General features: G+C 54.6%; 21 protein-coding genes. 12 read left to right on the top strand and 9 right to left on the bottom strand.

Going from position 1 to position 25,580, the window contains the following annotated elements; translation table 11 throughout:
- Positions 1-45: 45 nt before the first annotated feature.
- Positions 46-1,233 (bottom strand): pyridoxal phosphate-dependent aminotransferase, encoded by a 1,188-nt coding sequence (locus OES20_15475; protein MDH3636100.1) that lies wholly within the window; start codon positions 1,231-1,233, stop codon positions 46-48.
- 102 nt (positions 1,234-1,335) lie between these two features.
- Between OES20_15475 and uvrB the strand changes: the two genes are divergently transcribed.
- Positions 1,336-3,363: an excinuclease ABC subunit UvrB gene (gene uvrB, locus OES20_15470; GenBank protein ID MDH3636099.1), complete on the top strand. Its 2,028-nt coding sequence runs from the start codon at positions 1,336-1,338 to the stop codon at positions 3,361-3,363.
- 191 nt (positions 3,364-3,554) lie between these two features.
- Here the strand turns inward: uvrB and OES20_15465 are convergent, their stop codons facing one another.
- The 5 genes from OES20_15465 to OES20_15445 form a co-directional block, all read right to left on the bottom strand.
- Positions 3,555-5,537, bottom strand: coding sequence for a DUF3488 and transglutaminase-like domain-containing protein (locus tag OES20_15465; GenBank protein MDH3636098.1), 1,983 nt, complete (start codon positions 5,535-5,537; stop codon positions 3,555-3,557).
- Positions 5,524-6,528 carry a DUF58 domain-containing protein gene (locus OES20_15460; GenBank protein ID MDH3636097.1) on the bottom strand — a complete coding sequence of 335 codons (1,005 nt, stop codon included), beginning with the start codon at positions 6,526-6,528 and terminating at the stop codon, positions 5,524-5,526. Before OES20_15460 ends, OES20_15465 begins: the two co-directional genes overlap by 14 nt.
- Before the next feature lie 5 nt (positions 6,529-6,533).
- Positions 6,534-7,481, bottom strand: coding sequence for an AAA family ATPase (locus OES20_15455; protein MDH3636096.1), 948 nt, complete (start codon positions 7,479-7,481; stop codon positions 6,534-6,536).
- Positions 7,482-7,584: 103 nt separating this feature from the next.
- Positions 7,585-8,808 (bottom strand): DNA polymerase IV, encoded by a 1,224-nt coding sequence (locus OES20_15450; protein ID MDH3636095.1) that lies wholly within the window; start codon positions 8,806-8,808, stop codon positions 7,585-7,587.
- Between the two features lie 5 nt (positions 8,809-8,813).
- Positions 8,814-9,251, bottom strand: a complete 438-nt coding sequence (locus OES20_15445; protein ID MDH3636094.1) for a hypothetical protein — start codon at positions 9,249-9,251, stop codon at positions 8,814-8,816.
- Positions 9,252-9,423: 172 nt separating this feature from the next.
- Between OES20_15445 and OES20_15440 the strand changes: the two genes are divergently transcribed.
- The 3 genes from OES20_15440 to OES20_15430 all read left to right on the top strand — a co-directional run bounded on the left by OES20_15440 (position 9,424) and on the right by OES20_15430 (position 12,547).
- Entirely contained in the window at positions 9,424-10,548 is a 1,125-nt protein-coding gene (locus OES20_15440) for a response regulator (GenBank protein ID MDH3636093.1), read from the top strand.
- Positions 10,549-10,691: 143 nt separating this feature from the next.
- Complete coding sequence (locus OES20_15435; GenBank protein ID MDH3636092.1) at positions 10,692-11,879, top strand: acetyl-CoA C-acyltransferase; 1,188 nt, start codon at positions 10,692-10,694, stop codon at positions 11,877-11,879.
- Positions 11,876-12,547 (top strand): hypothetical protein, encoded by a 672-nt coding sequence (locus OES20_15430; protein ID MDH3636091.1) that lies wholly within the window; start codon positions 11,876-11,878, stop codon positions 12,545-12,547. The genes OES20_15435 and OES20_15430 overlap by 4 nt, the downstream gene beginning before the upstream one ends.
- A 38-nt stretch (positions 12,548-12,585) precedes the next feature.
- On the opposite strand, the gene OES20_15425 is transcribed toward OES20_15430, so the two are convergent.
- Complete coding sequence (locus OES20_15425; GenBank protein ID MDH3636090.1) at positions 12,586-13,392, bottom strand: enoyl-CoA hydratase-related protein; 807 nt, start codon at positions 13,390-13,392, stop codon at positions 12,586-12,588.
- A 78-nt stretch (positions 13,393-13,470) separates the two neighbouring features.
- Here OES20_15425 and OES20_15420 point away from each other — a divergent pair, with 78 nt between their 5' ends.
- On the top strand, positions 13,471-15,564 hold the full coding sequence (locus OES20_15420; GenBank protein MDH3636089.1) for an acetate--CoA ligase family protein: 2,094 nt from the start codon (positions 13,471-13,473) through the stop codon (positions 15,562-15,564).
- 3 nt (positions 15,565-15,567) lie between these two features.
- Here OES20_15420 and OES20_15415 read toward each other — a convergent pair whose 3' ends face one another.
- Positions 15,568-17,094: a trimethylamine methyltransferase family protein gene (locus OES20_15415; GenBank protein MDH3636088.1), complete on the bottom strand. Its 1,527-nt coding sequence runs from the start codon at positions 17,092-17,094 to the stop codon at positions 15,568-15,570.
- A gap of 11 nt (positions 17,095-17,105) precedes the next feature.
- Positions 17,106-18,209, bottom strand: a complete 1,104-nt coding sequence (locus OES20_15410; GenBank protein ID MDH3636087.1) for an aminomethyltransferase family protein — start codon at positions 18,207-18,209, stop codon at positions 17,106-17,108.
- A gap of 147 nt (positions 18,210-18,356) precedes the next feature.
- Here OES20_15410 and OES20_15405 point away from each other — a divergent pair, with 147 nt between their 5' ends.
- The 7 genes from OES20_15405 (at position 18,357) to OES20_15375 (ending at position 25,494) form a co-directional block, all read left to right on the top strand.
- Positions 18,357-19,238 (top strand): LysR substrate-binding domain-containing protein, encoded by an 882-nt coding sequence (locus tag OES20_15405; protein MDH3636086.1) that lies wholly within the window; start codon positions 18,357-18,359, stop codon positions 19,236-19,238.
- 202 nt (positions 19,239-19,440) lie between these two features.
- Positions 19,441-20,196, top strand: coding sequence for a hypothetical protein (locus OES20_15400; protein MDH3636085.1), 756 nt, complete (start codon positions 19,441-19,443; stop codon positions 20,194-20,196).
- A 9-nt stretch (positions 20,197-20,205) separates the two neighbouring features.
- A complete protein-coding gene (locus OES20_15395; GenBank protein MDH3636084.1) occupies positions 20,206-20,892 on the top strand; it encodes an RDD family protein in 687 nt (228 codons plus the stop codon).
- The gene (locus tag OES20_15390; GenBank protein MDH3636083.1) at positions 20,889-21,845 is read left to right on the top strand and encodes a stage II sporulation protein M; all 957 of its coding nucleotides are present in this window, start codon (positions 20,889-20,891) and stop codon (positions 21,843-21,845) included. The genes OES20_15395 and OES20_15390 overlap by 4 nt, the downstream gene beginning before the upstream one ends.
- Positions 21,832-23,316 (top strand): DUF4129 domain-containing protein, encoded by a 1,485-nt coding sequence (locus tag OES20_15385; protein ID MDH3636082.1) that lies wholly within the window; start codon positions 21,832-21,834, stop codon positions 23,314-23,316. The genes OES20_15390 and OES20_15385 overlap by 14 nt, the downstream gene beginning before the upstream one ends.
- Positions 23,303-24,547, top strand: coding sequence for a DUF4350 domain-containing protein (locus tag OES20_15380; GenBank protein ID MDH3636081.1), 1,245 nt, complete (start codon positions 23,303-23,305; stop codon positions 24,545-24,547). The genes OES20_15385 and OES20_15380 overlap by 14 nt, the downstream gene beginning before the upstream one ends.
- Entirely contained in the window at positions 24,544-25,494 is a 951-nt protein-coding gene (locus OES20_15375) for a MoxR family ATPase (protein MDH3636080.1), read from the top strand. The genes OES20_15380 and OES20_15375 overlap by 4 nt, the downstream gene beginning before the upstream one ends.
- Positions 25,495-25,580: the final 86 nt, after the last annotated feature.

Below are 25,580 nucleotides of genomic sequence, written 5' to 3'. Positions count from 1 at the left end.
AGATCACAGTACCATGATCGAGTTCGGTAAAACTACTGCCTCGCTTCAGCCCTCGAACACCTGTCGGATTCTCGCGACCGCTTTTTCCAGGTTTTCCATGCTGGTGGCGAAGGAGATACGCATGTAACCCTCGGCCCCGAATGCAGAGCCGGGGACCAGCGCGACTCCGACTTCCTCGAGCAACAGATTGGCGGCATCAACGTCGTTATCGAGATCATTGCGAGCGTCGATAAAACTCTGGATGTTGGGAAAACTGTAAAAGGTTCCGTCGGATTCGAGGCACCGGATATGCTTGATCGAATTCAGCTCGGCCACCAGGTAATCATGCCGCTTCCTGAATTCCGTCACCATCGCGCGCACCGGGCCATGGTCGCCGTTTAGCGCAGCCACCGATGCAGCCTGTGAAATGGAACTCGGATTGGAAGTGCACTGACCCTGTACTTTTTTCATTGCCTTGATGATATCCGCTGGTCCCCCGGCATAACCGATTCGCCAGCCGGTCATCGCGTAAGCCTTGGATACCCCATTGAGCACCAGGGTGCGTTCATACAGTTCGGGGCAGGCGTTTAGGATGTTGCAAAACGGGAAATCACCCCAGACGATATGCTCGTACATGTCATCGGTCGCAATGAGCACGTCGGGGTAGCGCAATAATACTTCGCCAAGTGCTGCCAGTTCCGGCATCGAATAGGCGACTCCGGTCGGATTAGAGGGACTGTTGAGCACCAGCATGCGCGTGTTATCCGTGATCGCGCCTTCAAGCGCGTCCGGGGTTATCTTGAAGGCCGAGTCGATACCGACCACGACGACAACCGGGGTTCCATCGGCCAGAATTACGATATCGGGATACGATACCCAGTAGGGGGCCGGGATGATAACTTCATCGCCCTCATTTAGAACCGCCTGGCACAGGTTGAAAAAGCTCTGCTTACCACCACAGGAAACCAGGACCTGATCGGCTGAATATGAAAGGCCATTATCGCGCTCGAACTTGTCGATAATTGCCTGTTTCAGGGGCACAGTGCCGTCGACAGCCGTGTAGTGCGTGTCACCGGCTCGAATCGCTGCAATGGCAGCTTCCCGGATATGATCCGGGGTGTCAAAATCCGGTTCTCCTACTCCCAGGTTGATAATGTCACGTCCCTGGGCGCGAAGCTGGCTAGCCAAATTTGAAACTGCTAAAGTGGGGGATGGTTTTATTGCGCAAACGCGCTTTGACAGATCGTTAAACACGGATGACTCGTCGGTTAGATTGCTGTGAAGGAACAGGCGAAGTATACGAAGCCGTGGCGACCTGTAAAGTGCAGTCTGTTTATCATTCACTAAATTTGTTCTATGGCGAAGAAATTCCAGCTCGAAACCCAGTTTGAACCAACCGGAGACCAGCCCGAGGCCATCGATGCCCTGGTGCAGGGTCTCGAGGACGGGCTCATGCACCAGACCCTGCTGGGGGTAACCGGTTCGGGTAAAACCTTTACCGCGGCCAATGTAATCCAGCGGCTCGAGCGACCGGCGATTATCATGGCGCACAACAAGACCCTGGCGGCGCAGTTGTATGGCGAAATGAAGGAATTCTTCCCGCATAACTCGGTCCAGTACTTCGTCTCTTACTACGATTACTACCAGCCGGAAGCCTATGTGCCGGCATCCGACACCTTCATCGAAAAAGATGCATCGATCAACGAGCATATCGAACAGATGCGACTGTCGGCCACCAAGTCCCTGATGGAGCGGCGCGATACCATTATTGTCGCGTCGGTTTCCGCAATTTATGGATTGGGGGACCCCGATTCTTACCTGAAGATGTTATTGCACCTCGTGGTTGGTGATGAAATCGATCAGCGCAGCATTCTGCGGCGTCTGGCGGAACTGCAGTACAAGCGTAATGATCTCGAGCTCAAGCGCGGTACTTACCGCGTGCGGGGCGAGGTTATCGACGTGCACCCGGCCGATTCGGACCGTGACGCGGTGCGTATCGAGCTGTTCGATACCGAGGTCGAGAAAATCAGCCTGTTCGATCCGCTGACCGGCGAGGTCACCAACAACGTCAAGCGCATTACGATTTATCCGAAAACGCATTACGCGACGCCCCGCGAGGTGATTCTTGGCTCGATTAGCGAGATCAAGGAAGAGTTGCAGGTGAGACTCGCGGAACTCAAACAAAATAATAAACTGGTCGAAGCGCAGCGACTCGAGCAACGCGTTAATTACGATGTCGAAATGATGCGTGAGCTGGGATACTGTGCCGGAATTGAAAATTACTCGCGTTTTCTTTCCGGGCGCAAACCCGGGGAACCCCCCCCAACCCTGTTTGACTACCTGCCCGAGGATTGCCTGCTGTTTATCGACGAAAGCCATGTCTCGGTGCCGCAGATAGGTGGCATGTATCGCGGTGATCGTTCGCGCAAGGAAACCCTGGTTGAATATGGTTTCCGCCTGCCTTCGGCGCTCGATAACCGGCCGCTGCGTTTCGATGAATTCGAACGCATGTCTCCTCAGACCATCTTTGTTTCCGCAACTCCCGGTGATTACGAGCAAAAACACAGTGGGGCCGTGGTCGAACAGGTTGTACGACCCACCGGGCTTGTCGATCCCGTGGTCGAAGTACGCCCTGCGACCACCCAGGTTGACGATGTTTTATCCGAAATAAATAAACGCGTGGAGGTCTCCGAACGGGTCCTGATCACGACCCTGACCAAGCGCATGGCCGAGGACCTGACCGATTACCTGGGCGAGCACGGGGTGCGCGTGCGTTACCTGCATTCGGATATCGATACCGTCGAACGCATGGAAATTATCCGTGATCTGCGGCTCGGTGAATTCGATGTCCTGGTTGGCATCAACCTGCTGCGCGAGGGGCTCGATATGCCGGAAGTATCGCTGGTTGCGATTCTCGATGCGGACAAGGAGGGATTCCTGCGCTCGGATAGAGCGTTGATTCAAACCATCGGTCGAGCGGCACGGAACATCAATGGCATGTCGATCTTGTATGCAGACAGCATCACAGGTTCGATGCAGCGGGCGATTGCCGAAACCGATCGGCGGCGTGAGAAACAGTTGACATATAACATTGAGCATAAGATAACGCCAATGGGAATCGTCAAGAGCGTGACCGACGTGATGGACCTTGGCGACGTTGCCAGGCCCGGTCGCCACCGCAAGGGATTCGATCGTGTGGCCGAGACCGCGAGCGGGTACGAGCGGCTCAGTGCCAACGAACTCATTGCCAGGTTGAAGCAGCTTGAAAACAAGATGTACCAGCATGCGCGTGACCTAGAATTCGAAGAAGCGGCCCGGGTGCGCGATGAAATCAGCAGCATCAAGGAACAGTACTTCAAGTCTTCGGAACTAGAAGCCGTCTGAAGCAAACATTTCGACACATCTCAGTGAGTTGAGCTCCCCGGGGGTAAATGCACGAAAAAGTGTAGCGCGGCACGGACGCCGCGCTCCAAGCGATTCCATGGATGGACCAACCGGCGCTTGCGCCGGTTGGGAGCGCCTTTTACGTGCATTTACCCCCGGGGAGCACTGTCGCTGGTTGGGGCGGGTAAGGCTCAGAGAGAGTTGATCAGTGAGCGCATGCTGTCGAGGTTGCGCACGGAAGAGCCCTTGCGACCGTACTTGATACGGTTGTAGAGCTCCACGATATCTGCAAGCTGTTCGCGCTGCGGAAAGTCCCGATCCGTAACTCGCTCGAGAAAAGCACGGCTGTCTTCCGAGGGGCGTTTCTGGAAACCTCGCCTGGACAGTTTTTTCAGCAGGCGCCCGAACTGGACTTCGCAGGCTTCGGGCTTTGGCGGACGCTCGCGATACCAGACAATAAACCAGAATAAACCGGTAACTGTGGCCAGCAAAAAGACCATTGCAAATACCATGTCGGACCAGCTTTCAATACCAAGGTCAAGTTTACTGAGAAAGTTTTGCTGTTTGCGTTGGTCATAATTGATCACCCAGTCGTTCCAGCTGTGTTGCATGTTATCCCAGCTGTAGAGCAGGTTGCCGAAGATCGGGTTACGATTCTGGATGCGAAAAATTGATGTTTCGTCGGACAAGGCGTTATCGAGACCCTGTTCAATCCGACTCGGGGACACTGCGGCAGTGGGATCGACCCGCAACCAGCCCCTGTTTTCGATCCAGACCTCGTTCCAGGCGTGCGCATCGGATTGCCGCACGATCAGGTAGTTACCGACAGCGTTATATTCACCACCCTGGTAGCCGGTGACGACGCGTGCCGGTATTCCTGCAGCACGCATCAGCAGCGCAAAACTGCCGGCGTAGTGTTCACAGAAACCGCGCCGTGTATTAAACAGAAACTCGTCAACCACGTCATTTTCAAGGGTAGGGGGCTGCAGGGTGTAAAAGTATTCCTGCTCGCGAAACATTTTCAATACTTCTTTGATGATGTCTTCGTTGCGATCAAAACGTTGTGCCAGCGATTTACCCATCGTGATTGTCTTTGGATTGAGATCTTCAGGGTATTCGAGCGTAATACCGAGATACTCCGGATCTTCGTCTGCGCCAACCTCGTAAGCCACCCGTGATTCCATCGAGTAGCGCAACAAGTCATTAATTTTTTTGGTACTGATGAGCTGAAAGTCCTCGGTCATTAATGCATCGGGAATCAGTTTTGTCGGGATATCCAGCGGCAGCAGCCAGCGTTCGCCATTCGGTTCCAGCGTAACGGTATATTTTACCGGGGGCTCGGAAACCACAATGTTGAACCGGTTTAGGACCTGCCGACGTGCCTGGTACCAGCGATAGCCGTTATAGCGGGCCATCACCGGTCCTCGCCAGTAAAGCCTGTTCTGGGCTGGAATTCGGTCTTCGAAATCAACCCGGAAGGCAACCTCGTTGCTGCGGATCAGGTTGCTGATCTTCCCGGGTGACATGTGATCGCTAAGCCCGGTAACACCACCGCGTTGTTCACTCGAAATTCCCCACAACGGACCCGGCACGCGTGGCACCAGCACGAAGAGAATGAGCATCAGCGGAATCGACAGCAGTACCAGACGGGTACTGGATCCCACCAGCTGCCTGATGTCGATTTTTTCCTCGCGCTGATTGATCGTGATCAGCGTGGCAGTTGCGACAATCAGATTGGCGAACATCAGGCTTGCGGTAAAAATGCTTTGGGAATAGAGAAAATGCGTGGCGATCAGAAAATAGCTGAGAAAAACCAGTATCAACAGGTCGCGATGACGTCGGCTTTCCAGGAACTTGAACGAGGTCATCACGGTCAGCAGTGCGAGACCTGCATCGCGCCCGACGATGGTCCAGTACTCCGCGAATACGCCAATGCCGCCAAAAAATACCAGCGGGATCAGTACCCACTTGGGTAGCTCCCTGACCTTGCCAAGGTTTTGCAGGCATCGCCATCCCAGTGCAAGCAATACGATTGCGCTTACCCAGACCGGCAGGTTTCGAAAGTGGGGAGCGATTGAGCACAGGAAGCAGAAGCAGACTGCAAAAATGCTGGAGCGTCTCACCGTTTCATTCGCAATCGATCGAATGGGCAGGTTTTGGCTAGTCGTTTTCAAGTTTAAATTCCTGGTTGAAATCGGGTTGCCTGAAAACCGCCAAGGCCTGTAAACAGGCGTGCTTGTGCGCACTACCGTAATCCTGTTCGATCAGGGTGCCAGGCAGTCGCAATCCGTATTTCTGCTCTTCGTTTTCCGCGGCCAGAACCAGGGCCGTCATTAAACTTAGTTTATCTTCGAGCGAGCCCTCGTTAACCATATTCCAGTCAATCCATATCGAAGGCCTCGCCTGGCCCTGGAATGTCTTGGTTAATAGTCCCTTACCCTGGGCATAGGCCTTCCAGGATATGTGGTGCAACGATTCTCCCTCGCGGTGTTCCCGCAGGCCTGCGAAATCCTCCCCTTCGATGGTACTGGTCGATGTTTGTCCGTCGTATTGTTCGACCATGCTTTGTTGCAACCGGGCCTTTGTGGCCGGCTTCGGGTAAATCAGGACCGGTACATCGAACTTAAGCCAGCCCCAGGCATGGAACAGACCGGTGGGATAGCGGGTGAATACCGTTATACCCATCGGTTTGAACTGTCCGCGATGCGCTGTGGGGATCCTCAATTTTGCCCCGCTGGTGCCTTCGGGTTCGAGCTTGACGTATACCGGTACCTGTTCTGCGTACTGGATGCCAATCGCATAGCGTTTCGAGTTATTGGCGTGACTGACTTCAAATTTAAGCTCGCAGGATTCGCCACAGAATACAGGGCGCGGGATCATCAGCTTGACGGTGATGCCGAGCAGATTTTTATGGGTATGCCAGAGGCTGATGATGCCGAGTGCAGTCAGCATGAAAGTCAGCATGAATGCCATGCTGTTCTGGTAGTTGATCGCGGCAAAGAACAGGAACAGCAGCATAATCGCGAACAGGTAACCGAAACGCGTCGGTAGAATATAAAGACGTCGGTTATGCAGCAGAATTGCATCCTGGCTTGGCGGGTTATGGCTATCAAACCAGTTGTCGAAGTATCGGCGGACGGGAGCCGGCAAACTGACCGAAAGCATGATGGTCAGGGGATTGGTGTCTGTTCGATCAAATCATTGACCAGGTCCATGGTCGGGCGGCTGTGCTGCTCAGACGGGGTTAAGCGATGGTCTGCAATCGCACCGAACACGGACTGAACATCGCCCGGCTCCACATGACTGCGCCCCTTCATTAGTGCCCATGACCTGCTGGCCTGGATTACAGCCAGGCCAGCGCGCGGTGAAAGGCCATAAACAAACAGGCCGGGATTACGCGTCGCCTGTATCAATTGCTGAACGTAACTCAGCAAAGGCTCGGAACAATGGACATGATCTACCGCGGACTGAATTTCGATGAAGCGTCCGATGCCGACCGCGGATTGCATCCGGTACATCATTTCGCGAGGATTACCACCCGACAACAATGCACGCTCGGCTGCCTGGTCCGGGTAACCGAGCGATATTTTCATCATGAACCGGTCCAGCTGTGATTCGGGTAACGGGAAAGTGCCGGATTGATCCAGCGGGTTTTGGGTGCCGATGACAAAAAACGGTTCCTCCAGCCGGTGCGTCACCCCCTCGACCGTAATCTGTTTTTCTTCCATGGCCTCGAGCAGAGCGCTCTGGGTTTTCGGCGTGGCGCGGTTGATTTCATCGGCCAGGATGAAATGCGCAAAAACAGGGCCGGGATGAAATTTGAAAACCTGCTGTTCCGGGTCGAAAATTGATACCCCGAGAATATCCGCGGGCAGTAGATCGCTGGTAAATTGAATGCGATTGAAATCGAGGTCGAAAACCTGCGCGATGGTTTGCGACAAGGTGGTTTTACCGACCCCGGGTAAATCTTCGATAAGGCAGTGGCCGCGCGCAATCAGGCAGCAAACAGCAAGCTCGATCTGGTTCGATTTGCCGAGGATAATGGTCTCGATCGCTGCAATCGCTTTTTCAATATCTGCCTGAAATTCTGCGATCGAACTATCTGTCGTATCCAGCATTAAGGGTCTCATAAAAGTATGAAGGCATAGTTATCGACCAAGTTTAGCCGAAATTGTTTAATTGTTCCGCGAAATAAGCCAGGTGCGACACGATTAAAGCGGACTAAACGGTTTTGCGGTGACCATGTGGTTTCCAGGCGGGAGAAATCACGTCGGGCATGGTTGATCGCCCCAGTAATCGTGCCGATGCAAGTGTCATCGGCCCATAACGTTGATTGATCTGGTCCATCGCAAGGTGAGCGCGTTGTCGGGCGGGATGCTTGCGCTGGAACAGATCCGCCTGGCACGGTGCCTTTGGATCGAGCGCGACGATGCGTATCTGCCAGATTCCCTGGCCGCTCCAGGCTTGCCGTAACCAGCGTGTGCCGAGTCGGTAAATGACTCTCTCGTCGTCGCTGGGCAAAAGCGATCGCGCAGTGGTCTTGAGCCAGCCGCGATACAGGCGCAGGCCGAACAGAAACTGCTGGGCTACCAGGCGGTTGCTGCGCAGGCGCTCGGCGAGCTTGTGCGACATATGCATCATAAATACCCGTATCGATTCTGCGTCGCGCGTGTTGGGTGGCAAGACCTTACCATGCCCGATCGACTGGGCAGCCGGAATACTGGTTTTTACCGGTTCGGGATCAAGGCCCTGCGCCATCAGCCAGATGCGTCTGCCCGGATTGCCGAAGCGTTTGCCGAGCACGCTGATGGGCAGTTTTTGCAGGTCCGCACAAGTGTGCACACCATAGGCGGCGAGCATGCCGGCGATTCCCGAGTTTACCCCGCAAAGCCCGGTCAGCGGTGTATGGGCGAGGCGCTCCTTTGCCTGCCAGGGTGGAATGATGGTCAAACCATCCGGTTTGTGTAGTTTCGCCGCGAACTTGGCCGTGGTTTTGTCGCCGCTGACACCAATCGAGCACAGGACCCCCGAGTGTTCGTAGACCGTGCGCTTGACCCGCAGTGCGACTTCCCGCGGAGACCCCCAGAGCCGCTGGCAGCGGGTCACGTCAAGAAACGCCTCGTCAACCGAGAAAATCTCGAGCTCAGGTGTGAAAGTTGACAGCGCACGCATGATATCGGCCGATACCTCGGCATAGCGTTGCGGACGACTGGTGATCCGAACCAGGTCCGGGCAAAGCTGCCGGGCCTGCTTGATGTGCATCCCGGTCCTGACGCCGAAAGCCCGCGCTTCATAGGAGCAGGTGATGATACAGGTGCCGATATCACCATTGGTCAAGGCAATCGGCTTAGCGCGCCATTCGGGGTGATCGATCTGCTCAACCGAGGCGAAGAAAGCGTTCATATCCGCCAGCAGGATAACGCGGGGCCAGCGTCCGTCGCTCACGGGATTCAAGCGTAGCACCGGACCTGGCCGATCACTTTCCCCTGGATGATCACGCGCGAATCCTTGAGCACCAGGTCGGCCTGATCGGGACTATCGGCGATCAGCTGAATCCGCTGATTGGAAAGGAATCGAACGCGTTTCAGCGTCACCTGTTCGTTATCGATAAGCGCGACCACGATGTCCCCATCGCGGGCCTGTCGCTGGCTTTGAACGACAACGATATCGCCACGAATGATACCCGCCTCGCACATCGAATCGTCACTGACCTGCAGGGCGTACCGACCGGGTGCCGTGAGCAGTCCGAGAAGTTCATTACGCTGTCTGTCTGCGATAGCTTCCAGCGGGATGCCAGCCGCGATTCGGCCGAGCTCGACGAGATCCTCGATCGGGGCTGGGATGGGTTTTATCGGTCTGAATTTGCCGGATAGCGTGATTATGTTCATCATCGGGTTCATGGTCTTTGAATACTATAGAGAACAAAATGAGAACTTTCAACCGAAACCGATAATGCGTTCCGATAGCAAAAGAAAATCGAGAAAACGGGAATTTGCCTACTCATTCATGTTCATTTCCTTTATAAATAAGCACGATTCGAGTGTTTGAATAAAAAAACCTATGGACAAGAAAGCCTCGATACTTTGCGTTGACGATGAACCCATCAACCTGGCCATCCTGGAAGAGTTGTTGCAATCCGACTATGCGCTTAATAGCGTGAATTCGGGAGAGAGCTGCTTGCAGCAGGTCGGTATCAAGAGACCGGACCTGATTCTGCTCGATGTCAACATGCCGGAAATGGATGGGCTCGAGACCTGTGAGCGTCTCAAGGCCGATACCGACACCGCCGAAATACCGGTCATATTTGTCTCTGCGCTTGCCACGCAGGAGGAGCTGATGGCCGGCTACGAGGCTGGCGGCGATGACTATATTACCAAGCCTTTCAGCGAAGAAATTCTGCAAAAGAAGGTTGAGTTAGTGCTTGCGAGCCAGTTGCGAAAACGGGAACTGGAGAACATTTCGGAGCAGGCGGTCGAGGCCTTGAAGCGTAACTTGACCAATACCGAGAAGCTCGAGATGGTGGTCGGGTTTTTACATCGATGCCAGCGCGCCAGCGACCTCGATGAGCTGGCAGATAATGTGTTTGACTGCCTGCGCGAATTCGATCTCGATAGCAGCCTGTTGATCGAGGCCGACGGCGAGAACCGCGTCTGGTTTAGTGACGGCATCAACCGGCCGATGGAGGGTCAGATTCTCCAGAGTCTGCGCGGTCAGGACCGGGTATTGAGTTTTGGTACCCGTGTCGCGGTCAATTCCGATCGCACCACCCTGCTGGTTCGAAACCTACCCTCGGACCCGGAGGAAATAGAGCGCTTGCGACAACACCTCGTTATCATGATCGAAGGCCTGGATACGAGGCTGCAGGCGATGCAGACGCAAATGCAGGTTAATGCGAGGCGCGAAGGATTGACCCGGGTCCTCGAAGCAGCGCATGAAAAACTGTGCAGGATTGAAAAACAGCATCAGCGGCAAGCGCTGTCTGCCAATGAGACCATGACGGCGCTGGGAAAGGAACTGGAAAGATCCCTGTTGGGGCTTGACTTAACTAAACGGCAGGAAAGAGCGTTGCTGGAAATTATCGACGCGAGTGCATCGAGAATTAGATCTCTTTGTGATGAAGACCGTAAGCTCGACGATGAATTTGAGGCGATCATCGATGATCTGTCAGGTACGCTGGAAGAATAAGCGCAAAGGAGGGAGTAGGGGGCCTGGAAACGGGGGCGTTTCTATTTTTCAATAATAATAGAAAATCAGGAAAAATAGATGCGTCCCCCTTTTTCCAGGCTGAGGTATAATGCCGCGAATTTCCGTTTCCGGCATACCTCATAATGAAAGATGCAGTCATCGTATCAACCGCCCGTACCCCGATCGGGATGGCGTTTAAAGGCACGCTTAACAATATAAAATCACCGACACTTACCGCCCATGCGATTCGCCACGCGGTGATTCGTTCCGGCGTCGATTCCGCCGAAATCGACGACGTCATTATTGGCGCGGTGTTAACCGCGGGAACTGCCGGTATGAACATTGGTCGGCTGGCATCGCTGGCCGCGGGCCTGCCGGACACGGTGGCGGGGCAGACGATCGATCGCCAGTGCTCGTCTGGTTTGATGGCAATTGCGACCGCGGCCAAGCAGATTATCGTCGATGGAATGGATATCGTCGTTGCCGGTGGCCAGGAGAATATTTCAGCAGTGCAAAACCAGTATTTTCCCTGGGTTGCCGACGAGGCCGATCCTAATGTCGTGATGCATGCAGAGCACGCATATATGCCGATGTTGCTGACCGCCGAGCACGTGGTAGAAAAGTACGGCATTACGCGCGATGTCCAGGATGAATATGCGCTGCAGTCGCAGATGCGCACCGCCGCCGGGCAACAGTCGGGTGCCTTCGACGACGAAATTGTGTCGATATCCGCGATGCGTGCAATCAAGGACAAGGAAAGCGGTGACATCAGCTACAGCGAGGCAGAGCTGACGCGAGATGAAGGTAATCGACCGCAAACGACACTCGAAGGACTGGGTGGACTAAATCCCGTGGTGGAAGGTGGCACGATTACCGCGGGTAACGCGAGCCAGTTGTCGGATGGCGCATCTGCCTGTGTTTTGATGGAAGCTTCGCTTGCCGAAAAGCGTGGCCTGGAGCCGCTTGGTATTTATCGAGGCATGGCCGTCGCTGGCAATGCACCCGAAGAAATGGGAATTGGCCCGATTTATGCGATTCCCAAGCTACTACAGAAACACGGTCTAAGTATCGACGATATCGACCTGTGGGAAATCAACGAGGCTTTCGCCTGCCAGACCATTTATTGTCGTGATCATCTTGGCCTCGATAACGAAAAATTCAATGTCAATGGCGGTTCGATTTCGATTGGCCATCCCTACGGCATGACCGGCGCCAGGCTGACCGGTCACATACTGATCGAGGGCAAACGCCGCGGTGCGAAGTATGTCGTTGTTTCCATGTGCGTTGGCGGAGGCATGGGCGCGGCCGGTTTGTTCGAGGTGAACGCATGACTCTTAGAAGCCTGCTTTACCATGGATTGCCAGTACTGGTTGTCCTGTTTTCATTCATCTGGGTCGCGATTGTCGGCGATTATAAGATGCTCAAGGGCGAATTTGGCATTATCGAAAACATGACGGTGCTGTTCCTGGCAATCGCTATCGGATTTTGTGTTGCGGCAATCATCAAGGCGAACAAAATTGGACTATCGGGCTTCCATAGAGCCTGGTTTTTCATGCTGTTACTGGGGGCGACTTATTTCGCACTGGAGGAAATATCCTATGGTCAGCATATGTTCGGTTGGGGCACCGTGGAAATCTGGCAAGCTTTGAATGATCAGGGTGAGACCAACCTGCATAACGTGCATGCTCTGTTCGACCAGCTTCCGCGATTACTGTTGACACTGGGCATTCTAATCGGTGGTGTCATTATGCCGCTGTACCGGTATTTTCGACGGATCAAGCTTGAAGAATCAGGTCGCCTCTACTGGCAATGGCCGACACTGGACTGTCTCACTGTCGGACTGCTGGTCATTCTGGTCAGGCCGATATTGTCGATAATTGATACCAAAATCATCAACACCGGTGAAATGAAGGAGAACCTGATCGCGTTATTTATTTTACTGTATTGCATTTCGATTCACGGGCGGCTCAGGCAGAAATTGATGCAGGCACGGACCTGAAAATACAACCTGATTCTTGTCGCCGCGGCAAGGTAGGTTTATTTACCCTTCCACACTGGATCGCGTTTCTCGGCAAATGCCCGTGGACCTTCCATGAAGTCTTCCGACAGCAGCATTTTCTGGTAGACCGGTAAATCATCGTTGCCCGGTTTGGTTGCGGCGAATGCCTGCGGCATGGGCAGGCTGTGTATCGCTGGCACGACTTCCTTCAGCGCCTGCAGTGCAAGCGGTGCTCCGCGTGCCACTTCATGCGCCAGTTCACGCGCACGATCCATTAGCTCGCCAATTGGGCAAACCCGGCATACCAGGCCCCACTGTTGCGCTTCTGCAGCGCTCATGCGTCGCCCGGTGTAGAGCAGTTCCATCGCCACATTGTAAGGAATGCGACGCGGTAAAATCTGGATTGCGCCAACGTCGGGCAGGAACCCGCGCTGCATCTCGGGCAGGAAAAACTCGACATGGTCCGCTGCAACGATCAGGTCCGTCGCCAGCGCGATTTCGAATCCGCCGCCAACTGCCATGCCGTTTATTGCTGAAATAACGGGTTTTTTCAAACCCCAGAATTCACTGATACCGGCGAATCCGCCGGGACAACTGTAAGCGCTGTTGACCGCTTCCACATTGTTGTCGATCGCTGCAATTTCCTTCAGATCCCAGCCTGCGCTGAAAATTCGCTCACCGCTACCGGTAATAATTCCGACGCTCAGGTTGTCGTCTTCCTGCAGCATCACCAGGGCCTCGTAAATCGCGTTCGAGACGCCGGTATTGATCGCGTTGGCCGGTGGCCGGTCGATGGTGATTTCGACGATGCGATCGTATGTTTCCACCCTCACTTCCGCGCTCATTGCTGCTCCTGAAATTTATGTGTGTATGGCGGCAATATATGTCAAAATCGCGCCGCATTCACTCATTCATTCAAAGCCATGTCGCACTGGTTACAGCGCTTACTGAGCCCGCAAACTATTGCAATAGTCGGTGCCTCCGAGCGCCAGGGAAGCCTCGCGGAGATCACCCACAACCAATTGTCGGAATGTGAATACGCAGGGGATATTTTCTCGGTTAACCCCCGCTATGAGTCACTGCATGGCAAGACCTGCTATGCCGCGCTCGCAGATATGCCGCTGGTGCCCGATCTTGTCGTCTACGCTATTAGCGGTGCCGCGCTGGAGCAGAGTTTCGAGCAAGCGTTGAAATTGCAGGTTGGCGGTATCATGATATACGCGGCGAACTATATCGAGAATGATCCCGAGCCGAGGCTTCCAGAACGCCTGCGCAGAAGTGCTCGCGAGGCAGGTATTCCCGTTTGTGGCGGCAACTCGATGGGATTTTATAACTTTGATCACAACGTGCTGGTCAGTTTTGACCGTCCACCGCCGGGACGTCCTAAAGGCCACATCGGTATGATCCTGCATTCGGGCTCAGGTATGACCTACCTGGCCAATAACGATGCGCGTTTCTGTTTTAACTATGTTATTGCAAGCGGGCAGGAAACCAACGCGACCGTTGGTGATTACATGGATTACCTGCTCGATCAGGAATCAACTCGGGTGCTGGCGATTATGCTGGAAACCGTGCGTGATGTGCCGGCATTTGTCGGCGCACTGCAAAAAGCCCACAGCAACTCGATTCCGGTGGTTATCACACGCCTCGGGCGCACCGAAAAATCAGCGCAGTTTGCGATGAGCCACTCCGGTGCGATCGTGGGCGATCACGAGGCCTTTATTGCTCTATGCGAGCGCCACGGCGCTGTTTTGTGCCGCGATGCCGATGAAATGATCGTCACGGCGATGCTGTTTGCGACCGGACTGCGCGTCAATGGCGGCGGGCTCGCCAGCATGCTCGATTCGGGCGGTATGCGCGAGCAGATGATCGACCTGGCCGAGGATCATGGCATTCCGTTTGCCGAGATATCGCCGGCTACGACGCAGGTGTTGCGCGAGCATCTCGAGACCGGGCTCGAGGCGGTCAATCCCATGGATGGCATGGGTGCGCTCGGCAACAACACTTTTGAAACCTACCTGGCCTGCGGCAAGGCCCTGCTCGATGACGCGGAGACCGGGTTGATGAGTTTCGAGTTCGAATTCCGTGACGGCTTCTGCCATTACCCGGAGCTGTTCGACGTAGCCCGGCAGTTGTCGGTTTATAGTGATAAGCCGCTGGTGCTGGTCAATAGCTGCGGCTTTACCAATATTCACGAAACCGCGGCCGAGCTGACCGTGCAGGGCATTCCGGTCATCAACGGTATCGATGTAGCACTGCGCGCGATGCGTAACCTGATGAATTACCGGTCCGGCGAGGATGTCGTAGACTGCTCGAACGAGATCGAATTCGATCCGGCGATTGTCGAGAACTGGTCGAGTCGTTTAAGTGTGGATGACAGCTTCGATGAAATCACCTCGTTGAGCCTGATGTCTGAATTTGGCCTGCCAACGGTTCCTTTCCGGCTGGCGAAAAGCTTTGCGCAATTGTGCAAAAGCGTGGATTCACTGGGTTACCCGCTGGTATTAAAAACTGCGATGCCGGGGATAGCCCATAAGTCGGATAAAAATGGGGTCATAGTCGGAATCGAAGATCGCCAACAGCTTGAAAAAACGTACCGTGATTTACAGACCCGGCTCGGTGATCGGGTCGTGGTGATGCCGATGATAGAAGCCGGTGTCGAGGTGTCCGTCGGCATGAAAAACGATCCCCAGTATGGACCACTGGTGATTATCGCCTGTGGCGGAATCCTGATCGAGATACTCGCCGAGCGCGCGTTCCGGCTTGCGCCGGTAAACAGTGAACAGGCCAACGCGATGATCGACCAGATCCGGCTGGCCAGGTTATTGTCCGGGGTGCGTGGCCAGGCCGCGGTGGACCGCGCAGCACTGGTCGAGCTGATGGTGAGGTTTTCGCAGCTGGCGGTTACCCTGGACAGTGCGATCGCCGAGATCGATCTGAACCCAGTGATTGTCAATCAATCGGGTTGCACCATTGTTGATGCGCTGGTGATTCCGAAATCGGGCAGGGTCCCGTAAGCGCTAGTACCAGGCGTCTTCCATGGATGCCTTTTTTGTAGCGATATAATCCAGCAGCGCTTCGTCAATTGCGGGATCGATTGGCGGGGCTTCATACTCTGCGAGCATCCGGTTCCAGCATTCGTAGGCACGCTGCTGCATGTCCTTGCTGCCGGCTTCAGTCCACTGCTCGAATGGCGTGGCGTCCACCAGTTCGGCGCGAAAATTTGCAGTCCTGTAATGTCGCATGGTATGCGCCACGCCGAGAAAGTTGTTGCCCACGCCGGCTTCAAGGTAGGCCTCGCCGGCGAGCTGGTCGGCGTCGATTTCGAGTCCCGCGACCAGGCGCGCCAGAGCGCCACATTGTTCCGCGTCCATGACAAACTTTTCATAACCGATGGTCAGGCCGCTTTCGAGCCAGCCTGCTGCCTGGAAGATAAAATTGGCGCCCGCCATGATTGCGGGATTCATCGCGTTGGTTGATTCCTGCATCGCCTGGGCGTCGGCGGTCTTGGACGCGGTCAGATGGCCCCCGCAGCGAAACGGCAGCCCCATGCGCCGGCTGAGCTGGGAGATGGCGAGCGTCGCTAGCGTCGATTCAGGGGTGCCAAAAGTCGGTGCGCCGGTTTTCAGGTCGATCGTCGTCAGAAAGCTGCCGTAGACGACCGGGGCACCTTTGCACACCAGTTGCGTCAAGGCTATGCCAACCATGACCTCGGCATGCGCCTGGGCGATGATTGCGGGCTGGGTGACCGGACTCATCGCGCCACCCATGATAAAGGGTGAAATAACGTTGCCCTGGTTCGCCGCCGCATAGGTGCGCAACGCCCCCGTCATCGTGTTGTCGTAAACCAGAGGCGAATTCACGTTGATATTACCCTGGATGACGAGGTTTTCCTGCATGAACGCTTTGCCAAATACGATTTCAGCCATGGCCAGCGAGTCAACGGCACGCTCGGGTGCCGTCACCGAGCCCATGAAGGGCTTGTCGGAATAGCGCAGATGCGCATAAACCATGTCGAGGTGGCGCTTGTTGACCGCGATATCGACCGGTTCGCAAATGGTGCCGCTTTGATGGTGTAGCCACGGCGACAGGTAGGTCAGCTTGATAAAGTTCTGAAAATCCTCGAGCGACGCGTAACGCCTGCCGCTTTTCAGATCGGTGACAAAAGGCGATCCGTAAGCGGATCCGAAGATCAGGTTATCGCCACCAAACTCGATGCTGCGTGCAGGATTGCGCGCATGCATGGTATAGGTCCTGGGTGCAGTTTGACAAAGCGCGCGCACCTGTCCCCGGTCGAAACGCAACAACTCACCGTTGACGGTCGCGCCGGCCTGCCTGAAAAGCTCCAGCGCCTCCGGATCATCCCGAATCTCGATGCCAATTTCCGACAGCAACCATTCCGCATGATCTTCAAGACCGACCAGCGCTTCCTCGTCGAGCAATTCGTAAGGGGGTATCTTGCGCGTCAAGAATGCAGGCGCATTAACGACACCGGGTTCGGCACAGCTACGACCTCGTTGGCGTCGGCGTGCGGAGGCTCGCGACATTTGCGGATTACTCAAACATGTGTACGCGACTTGGTCGGGTCGAAGAATGGGATTGTTTCCACCATGGCTGTACCCGAAAAATCGTCGCTGGCCACGTCCAGCCGCTTGCCGGGTTGTGCCACGTCGGGGCGCAAGTGCACCAGCGCCAGCGATTTGCCAAGTCGATGCGAGTAACAGGGGCTGTTGACTACGCCTACTTCAACGCCATCGAGGTTTAGTATTTCTCCGCCCGCGAGCGCATCGTCGTGGTCGATAGAAATTCCGGCAGCGACAAAGCGTTCTTGTCCTTTGGCGGCCAATACCGCCTGCTTGCCGCGAAAGTCGCCCTTGTTCAGATTCACGGTAAATCCGAGACCGACTTCCCACGGCGTGTGTTCGGCAGTCATATCGTAGCCAAAGAAAAGTAGTGCCGCTTCGATACGCACCTTGTCCAGTGATGCGAAAGAGCAGGGCATGACGCCGATATCTGCGCCGTGGCCAAGTATCTGGTCCCAGATATCGCCGACCACCGCGGCGCTGGCAAAGATTTCATAGCCGCGTTCGCCTGAATAACCGGTGCGCGAAATTCGGCAGGGGTGACCAAACAACTGAGCCGGCTGGTGATGAAAATACGGCATTTGATCCAGGTCGATCGGGGTATGTGCATCGAGCAGTTGCAGAGCCTTTGGTCCCTGCAGCGAAATATTATGTAGATCGTCGTCCAGTTCGATATCCACGTCGAGGCCCTCGGCTGATTCCTGCAGCCGCTGCATGCTCTCACCCGATCCGTGGCAGTGCATCCATTCGTCATCGCCGTTATTGGCGATAACGGCATCGTCACAGACCGTGCCCCGGTCGGTCAGGATTGCACCATAGGCGGACTTGCCGGGGTAGATTGTTGTCATATCGCGCGTGATGACATGATCGACAACCCTTGTTGCATCGGGTCCACGAATAAAAACTTTTTTCAATGGCGACATGTCAAACATGCCGGCGGCTTCGCGAATCGCGTCGTGTTCGTCATTGGGATCGCTGTTATAGCTCCATGCGGTGCCCATGCCGTTCCAGTCTTCCAGGCCCGATCCCAGTTCGGTATGTCGTGACGCCAGCGCCGAGGTGCGAGAAAGTTCAGTCATCGGATTTCCCCCGTTAAATTTTGAAAATTTATTGTGTAACTAAATTGATCGATTAAATCAGGCATAAAAAACAATTTTATTAATTAAAATAGATACTTTCCAATCAAAATATTTGACCCAATCGTTTAAATAAATTAAACATTAATTATGCGATTTAGAAAATATGACAACTTGCGCAGCTTTATCGTCGTGGCGAGACATTTAAACATGGGAGCAGCCGCACGGGAGTTGAACCTGACCAAGGGCGCCATCAGCTACCAGGTTCAACAGCTCGAGGACGAGCTGGGATTTGAGGTATTTTCGCGATCGAAGCGCAACCTCAGCCTAACCGAGAAAGGTGTCGACCTGCTGCAGGTGGCAAAGGATTTGTTTGACAAAGTGGAACGCGAAATAGTTGGTCTTAGGCAACAAACCAGTAGCCGTATTACGATCGGTATGGCGACTTATTTCGCATCGCGTTGGTTATCTCCGCGTTTGATGCACTTCATCACAGAGCATCCCGATATAGGGCTGCGCATTCAACCCCTGGTTGACCTGATGGACTTGCGCGCGAACGATCTCGATCTTGCGGTTCGCTGGGGCAAGGGTGACTGGGAGGAGAAAACAATGGAGGTCGAATTGATTTTTCCGTGCCCGGCATTGCTGACGGCGAGCCGCGAAACGGGTCAGAAAATTATTACCGAAGGCATCGAAAACGTTATCAGACGGCAAACTCTGTTGCATGATCGTGACGGTAGCCAGGCCTGGAGGGACTGGTTTGCGGCTGCGGGGTTTGAATGGATGCCCGGGTCGAATGACCTGGTAATTCCCGATCCCAATGTCCGGGTACAGGCGGTTATCGACGGCCAGGGTATCGCACTCTATGATTTCCTGGTCGAGGATGAGGTAGAGGCAGGTCGCTTGTACCAGTATCAGCCCGTCAGATTAGATGCCTATGGTTACTACCTGGTGTATCAGCGAGGGGTCGAGTCCACTTCTGCAATCAAGATATTCCGTGACTGGATTATGCAGGAGGCTAATCCTGGATAGATTATTCGGGCCCTGATCGCATACCTAAGCGTGTGTTCGAAAAGCGCCAGCCAGGCCTGCCCTTCGAACCTTGCCGGCAAAAGTTGTCAGCCAGTTTTAATCATGACAAAGAGCCAATCCGTGAGATTTTGATGCGAGCAAGCATAGCGTTTTTGACCTGCTATAATCGGGTGGTTCAACCAGTAAAATCAAGGGCTTATCCATGGGTGATATCTACGCTACCCCCGAATCCGACCTCGCGTACGAGAGCCATTCCGAACGCAGTGGCGGCAACATAGAAGATGCGATCGCAGGCAATATAGAAATCGGGATGCTCGAGACGCTCGGCGAGGCCTGGCGCAACCTGAAGGGTTTCAAGCTCAAGTGCCATATCGCAACCGTGATCTGGTTAGTCGTCTACCTGGTCGCCGCGCTGATCAGTGTTCCGATTGTATTCGGGCTGGTAGCCATGGGTGCAGACGAGGTGACCTCGTCAATCATAGCGTCGCTGGTACAAATCGTTGCAATCGCTGCGACCATGCCGATGATTGCCGGCATCACCATCATGGCTATCCGCCACGCGCAGAAAAAATCGGTTTCTCCCAGTTCCGTCTTCAATTATTTTCACCGAATCCCGGGCGCCATACTCTGGTACATCTTGATGTCGCTGATGATTACGCTCGGTTACATCCTGTTGATCATTCCCGGTATCTACCTGTCCTTTGCCTACATGTTTTCGCTGCCCTTGATGATCGAGAAGGACATGACGGCATGGCAGGCGCTCGAGACATCACGTAAGGCGGTCACGCGGATCTGGTTTCGGGCCACGGGATTTCTGCTGCTGATCATACTGCTGGTAACGCTGGGCATGATTCCGTTGACGATCCCGTTAATCTGGATAATCCCGTGGGTATCACTGGCCTACGCCTTGGTTTACTTTAAACTGTTTGGCGCCGAGGCCAAGACCCTCGCAGATTAAGGAACGTTATTGCTGGATACAAGCTATCGGGTCGAGATTCCGGGGGGTATCAACCTTGAAGCACAGGTTGTTGGACCCATTCCGCGATGCCTTGCTTTTGCCATCGACCTTGGCATTCGCGGCATCATCGTTTTCATCATGTCGCTGCTGTCGATTCCGTTCGGTAGCTTTGGTATGGGTGGCGGTTTTTTCCTGATCTTTCTGTTTGTTATTGAGTGGTTATACCCGGTTCTGTTCGAAGTTCTCGCGCGCGGGCAGACTCCGGGCAAGAAACTGCTCAAAATTTCGGTGATTAATGACGATCTGAGCCCGGTAACGCTGGGCACCTCGATGGTGCGGAACCTGTTGCGCACGGTCGATTTCCTTCCCCTGTTTTACCTGGCCGGGTTGGTGACCATGCTGTCGAACCAGCGTTTTCAGAGGCTCGGCGACCTGGCTGCCGGAACCCTGGTGATCAGCGTGCCGGAGTCTTCGAAACCGGCAACGGTGAAAGAGATCGTGCCACTAGCACCACCGACCCCGCTACTGCGAACCGAGCAGTCTTCAATCATCGAATTCATGCAGCGCACTAACCAGCTTTCCGAACCCCGGCAACGAGAGCTGGCGAATATTCTCGAAGGTGTCACGCATGAAAAGGGGGATGACGGGGTTGAACGGTTACAGCGCATCGGGGCCTGGTTCCTGGGGGTACGATGAAACAGCAACTGTTCGAAGCACAGCACCAGTCCACCTGGCAGCAGATCGAAGAATCACTGCAAAAACCCTCCCAGGCCGGCAACAGCAGGGTGCTGGCTGAGAATTACCTGCTCTTGTGCCAGCACCTGTCGATCGCCAAGGAGCGGCTTTACGATGCGGCGCTGGTAGAGCGCCTGAACAATCTGGTACTCGATCTTTACCGCGAGCTATACCGACATCGGGCGGAAAGCCGCCTGAATCTTTATGCTTTTATTAAACGCGATTTCCCGCTGGCAATTTACCGTCATCGGTATTTTATCCTGGTTGCGTTTCTGGTAATGGTGATGCCCGGTCTGGTCGCCGGCGCGTGGACCTATTTCGATGAAGATGCGGTCTACAGCGTGCTCGACGGCCCCCAGGTGCGCCAGATCGAACGCATGTATGACCCCGAGGCGCGCAAAATAGGTCGCGAGCGCGAGGCCGATACCGACATATTCATGTTCGGTTTTTACATCAAGAACAATATCAGCGTTGCGTTCCGTTGCTTTGCGGGCGGCATGGTGGTCGGAATCGGTACCCTGCTGGTGTTGTTTTTCAACGGCATGTTCATGGGCAGTATTGCCGGACACTTAACCCGCCTGGACTATGTCGATACGTTTTACCCGTTTGTGGTTGGCCACGGTTCGTTCGAGCTGACTGCGATCGTATTCAGCGGTGCCGCGGGACTGAGGCTCGGTTACGCGATCCTGAACCCGGGACAGTCGTCGCGGCTGGATTCGCTGCGCAAGGCCGGTCGTGACGTTGTTCCGATGCTTTACGGTATTGTTTTGATGCTGATTATTGCTGCGTTCCTGGAGGCTTTCTGGTCTTCGAGCACGAGCCTGTCGATCGCGACTAAGTACACGGTTGGCGCGATTTTATGGGCACTGGTGCTGGTCTATTCGTTTTCCGGACGTCGACATGAATCTGGATAAGCTGCAGGTTAACGCCTGCCTGCGCTCGGGTTGGCAGGCCGTCGATCTTGGTTTCCTGATGGCGCGAGCCTGGTGGCGGCAGCTATACATCGCCAGCCTGTTACCGTTGCTACCGCTATCAGTCGTGTTACTGGGAGTGTTTTCACAGAGTCCTTTCTGGGCCCTGCTGTTTGTCTGGTGGCTGAAACCCTTCTGGGAACGCCTGCCGCTTTATATCGGCAGCCGCATGTTGTTCGACGAGGAGCCGGATACCTGGTCCAACATGAAGGCGCTGCCGCTCAAAGACATTCTGCCGTGGTTGCTATGGCGGCGCTTCTCGGTGCAACGCGCATTCGATAACCCGGTAACGGTGCTCGAGGAATTGAAGGGCAGGTCGCGTCGTCAACGCTTGCGTATACTGCATGGCAGGTATAGCGATGTCGCGCTCGGAAACCAGCTGGTATGCTTTTGTTTCGAATTGCTGGTCGCCTTCGGCATCATAATACTGCTCGACTTCTTTACGCCGGACACATTCGGAATCCGCTATTACGACAATTTTGATGACCTCACCCTGGCGGGTGAATGGATTTACACCCTGGCCGCAATCGCGGCAATGACCCTGGTTATGCCGTTCCATACCATGGCCGGATTTGCGCTTTATCTCAATCGCAGAATCGAGCTCGAGGCCTGGGATATTGAAATCAGCTTCCGCAATCTGGCCAATCGCAAACGGCAGGCCAGGCCCGGGACTGGCGCTATTGCAGCCATCATTCTTGTTGGAGTGATAATGCTAACGTCACCGGCTGCGGTTGACGCCGCAACCGGGCTTGACCGCGAATCAGCCAGGCAACTGATCGAGTCGGTGTTGCAGGACGAGGATTTTGGACAGGAAAGGACGGTGCGTAAATGGCGTTTCAAGGGCTGGAGCGACGAGGACGACGAAGTATTTCCCGAATGGATGATCGACTTTCTTGAGTGGCTGGAGTTATACGGGGACTGGTCGGAGTCCCTGAGCAATATCGCGACATGGGTCAAGCTGTTGCTCGTTATCGCATTTGCCGGTTTGATAATTTATCTGATTAGACGCTTTCGCGGACCCTTGTCCAGGCTGGGACGAGCCCAGCAGAAAGAAGTTGCCCCCGAGGTATTATTTGGCCTTGACGTGACTCCGCAAAGCCTGCCGCCCGATGTGCCGGCCCAGGTAATGCGATTATGGTCCGATGGTAGTTACCGGGAAGCACTGAGCCTTTTGTATCGTGCTTCGCTGTCACGCCTGATCGATAAACACGAACTTGAATTTCGCGCCAGCCATACCGAGGCCGAGTGTGCCGCGCTGGTCAGGGCTCGCGGAATCGACTCGCTAAGCGAATACTTCGGGCAACTCACCAATGTCTGGCGTAGACTCGCCTACGGACACCAGCTACCACAGAGTGAAACCATTCAGGGATTGTGCAATGCCTGGACCGCGGAGTTAGCCGATGAATCGCGGTAGTCCTTATCTCAAGCTCGTATTCGGACTGGTTTTGCTTGGACTGGTCGGCTCGGGATTTTACTGGAGCATCGAGTTTTACGAGGAGACGGAGGAATCGGGCTGGAGTATCGACGCGTTACGTAATCCTTACCTGGCGGCACAGAAATTCATGGCGAGAACCGGTATCGAGGTAACCGACGTTGATAGCCTTACCCGACTCGATGAACTCTCGGGTCTCGGCACGCTTTTTTTCAGTGACGCCAACCAGGTGCAGACCCCTCGTCAACTCGCGCAGGTTATGGACTGGCTGGAGCAGGGTGGCAATGTGATTTACACCGCTGACATGGTGTCCGATGACGATGACATGTTGCTGCGCGAATTTTCGATCGAGGTCGACTGGCGTAAGTTTGACTCCGAAGACGAGAGCGAGGAAAAAACATTGAGTGAAACCCTGCGTGACTATAATCGTCAGATCGAAGCGGGAAAATCGAGGGAAGAGATTGCGCAATCCCTGAACGATGAGGAAGTCTCGACCACCTGGGTACAGTTTTCCGATGACATTGGCGAAGTCGAAGTTGCTTTTGACGATGCCAAGATCCTGTTGCATCCCTACATCTCTGACACCGAGAGTGTGATCGAACCCCGACCCTTCAGCTGGTCTTACTCGGAATACGGGGTTCACATGATGCAGTTCGAGGTTGGAAACGGCCTGTTAACGATCATTTCCGATCCGGGCATCTGGACGTCGTATCGAATCGATCAGTACGATCATGCCTACCTGTTATGGCTATTGAGTTCGGACGAGGGCAACTTCGCAATTCTGCGTTCGGTGCTACGTGACTCGATCTGGACACTGATGCGACAAAATGCGAGCGAAGTATTAATCGCGGCGGGATTATTGATATTGATCTGGATATGGCGGACCGGCTATCGCTTTGGCCGACTGGTGCCGCGTAACCGGTCGAATTCGCGCGCCCTGGGAGAGCATTTCTCGTCAATCTCGCATTACCTGTGGCATCGTCGCCAGGGGCGATACCTGGTGGAACCATTGCGTACGCGGGTGCTGCGACGTGCCAGCCTGACACTGGGCGAGTTTGGCCATGCCGATCAGGCGCGACAGTTCGAGCTGATCGCGCAGCGCTGTGATCTTAATCCGGAGGCAATTGCGCGTGCCTTTACCAGCGCTGACTTCAGCGAATCTTCTTTTGTACAAACGGTAAGACTCTTAAAACACATCGAGCAATCACTATGAATGATTCAACCAGCACAACATCCGCGGCGATTAATACGCTCCGAGAACACATCAACAGCCGGCTGATCGGACAGTCTCATGTCGTCGACCAGGTTTTAATCGCGATGCTTGCGGGTGGCCATGTCCTGATCGAGGGGGTACCGGGTCTCGGTAAAACCCTGCTGGTGCAGACACTCGCTGCCGGGATCGGTGGCAAGTTCAAGCGCATCCAGTTCACGCCCGACCTGATGCCCGGAGATGTTACCGGACATGTCATGTTCGATATGTCCCAGAGCAAGTTTGTACTCAAGCAGGGCCCGGTTTTTACCAACCTGTTACTGGCCGACGAAATCAATCGGGCACCTGCCAAAACCCAGGCCGCATTGCTTGAGGTCATGCAGGAATACCAGGTCACCCTGGATGGTAAGTCACTCGAGGTCGGCAAACCCTTCATGGTGCTGGCAACCCAGAATCCGATCGAGCAGGAAGGGACCTACGCGTTACCGGAGGCAGAACTGGACCGGTTCATCATCAAGATCAACATCGACTACCCGCTGGCCGATGACGAGTTCCTGATCGCGACGCGTTACGCCGTGGAATCCTTTGGTGGTGGCCAGGACGATACCCGGCAATTAATCGATGTCGAGGCCGCGCAACAACAATGTGCTGCGGTAGAGGTTGACAACAAGGTTGCCGAATACGCGGTTAACCTGGTACGCGCAACCCGCGGCACCACGCTGTTGCGGCATGGAGCCGGTCCGCGCGCAAGCATTGCATTGTTACGTTGCGCGAGGGCAATGGCACTGATTAACGGGGTTGGGTTTGTTACACCGGACGATGTCAAATCTATGGTATTACCGGTATTACGACACCGGGTAATTCTTGCGCCGGAGGTGGAAATCGATGGTCTCGGCGTCGATGAAGTGCTCGGCAACCTGTTGGAAAAGGTCGACGCTCCGCGCTCATGAAGCCATCCCGTTTACTGGTTCAACTGCTACTGGTCTGGTTGATGCTGGGCTTGCTTGCCGCAGTGGCATCGATCTTCGAATGGCCG

It is taken from the genome of Gammaproteobacteria bacterium (assembly GCA_029862005.1).
In the GTDB taxonomy this organism is placed as follows: Bacteria; Pseudomonadota; Gammaproteobacteria.
The sequence above is the reverse complement of the archived record's forward strand: the minus strand, read 5'-3'. Positions and strand labels throughout refer to the sequence as shown.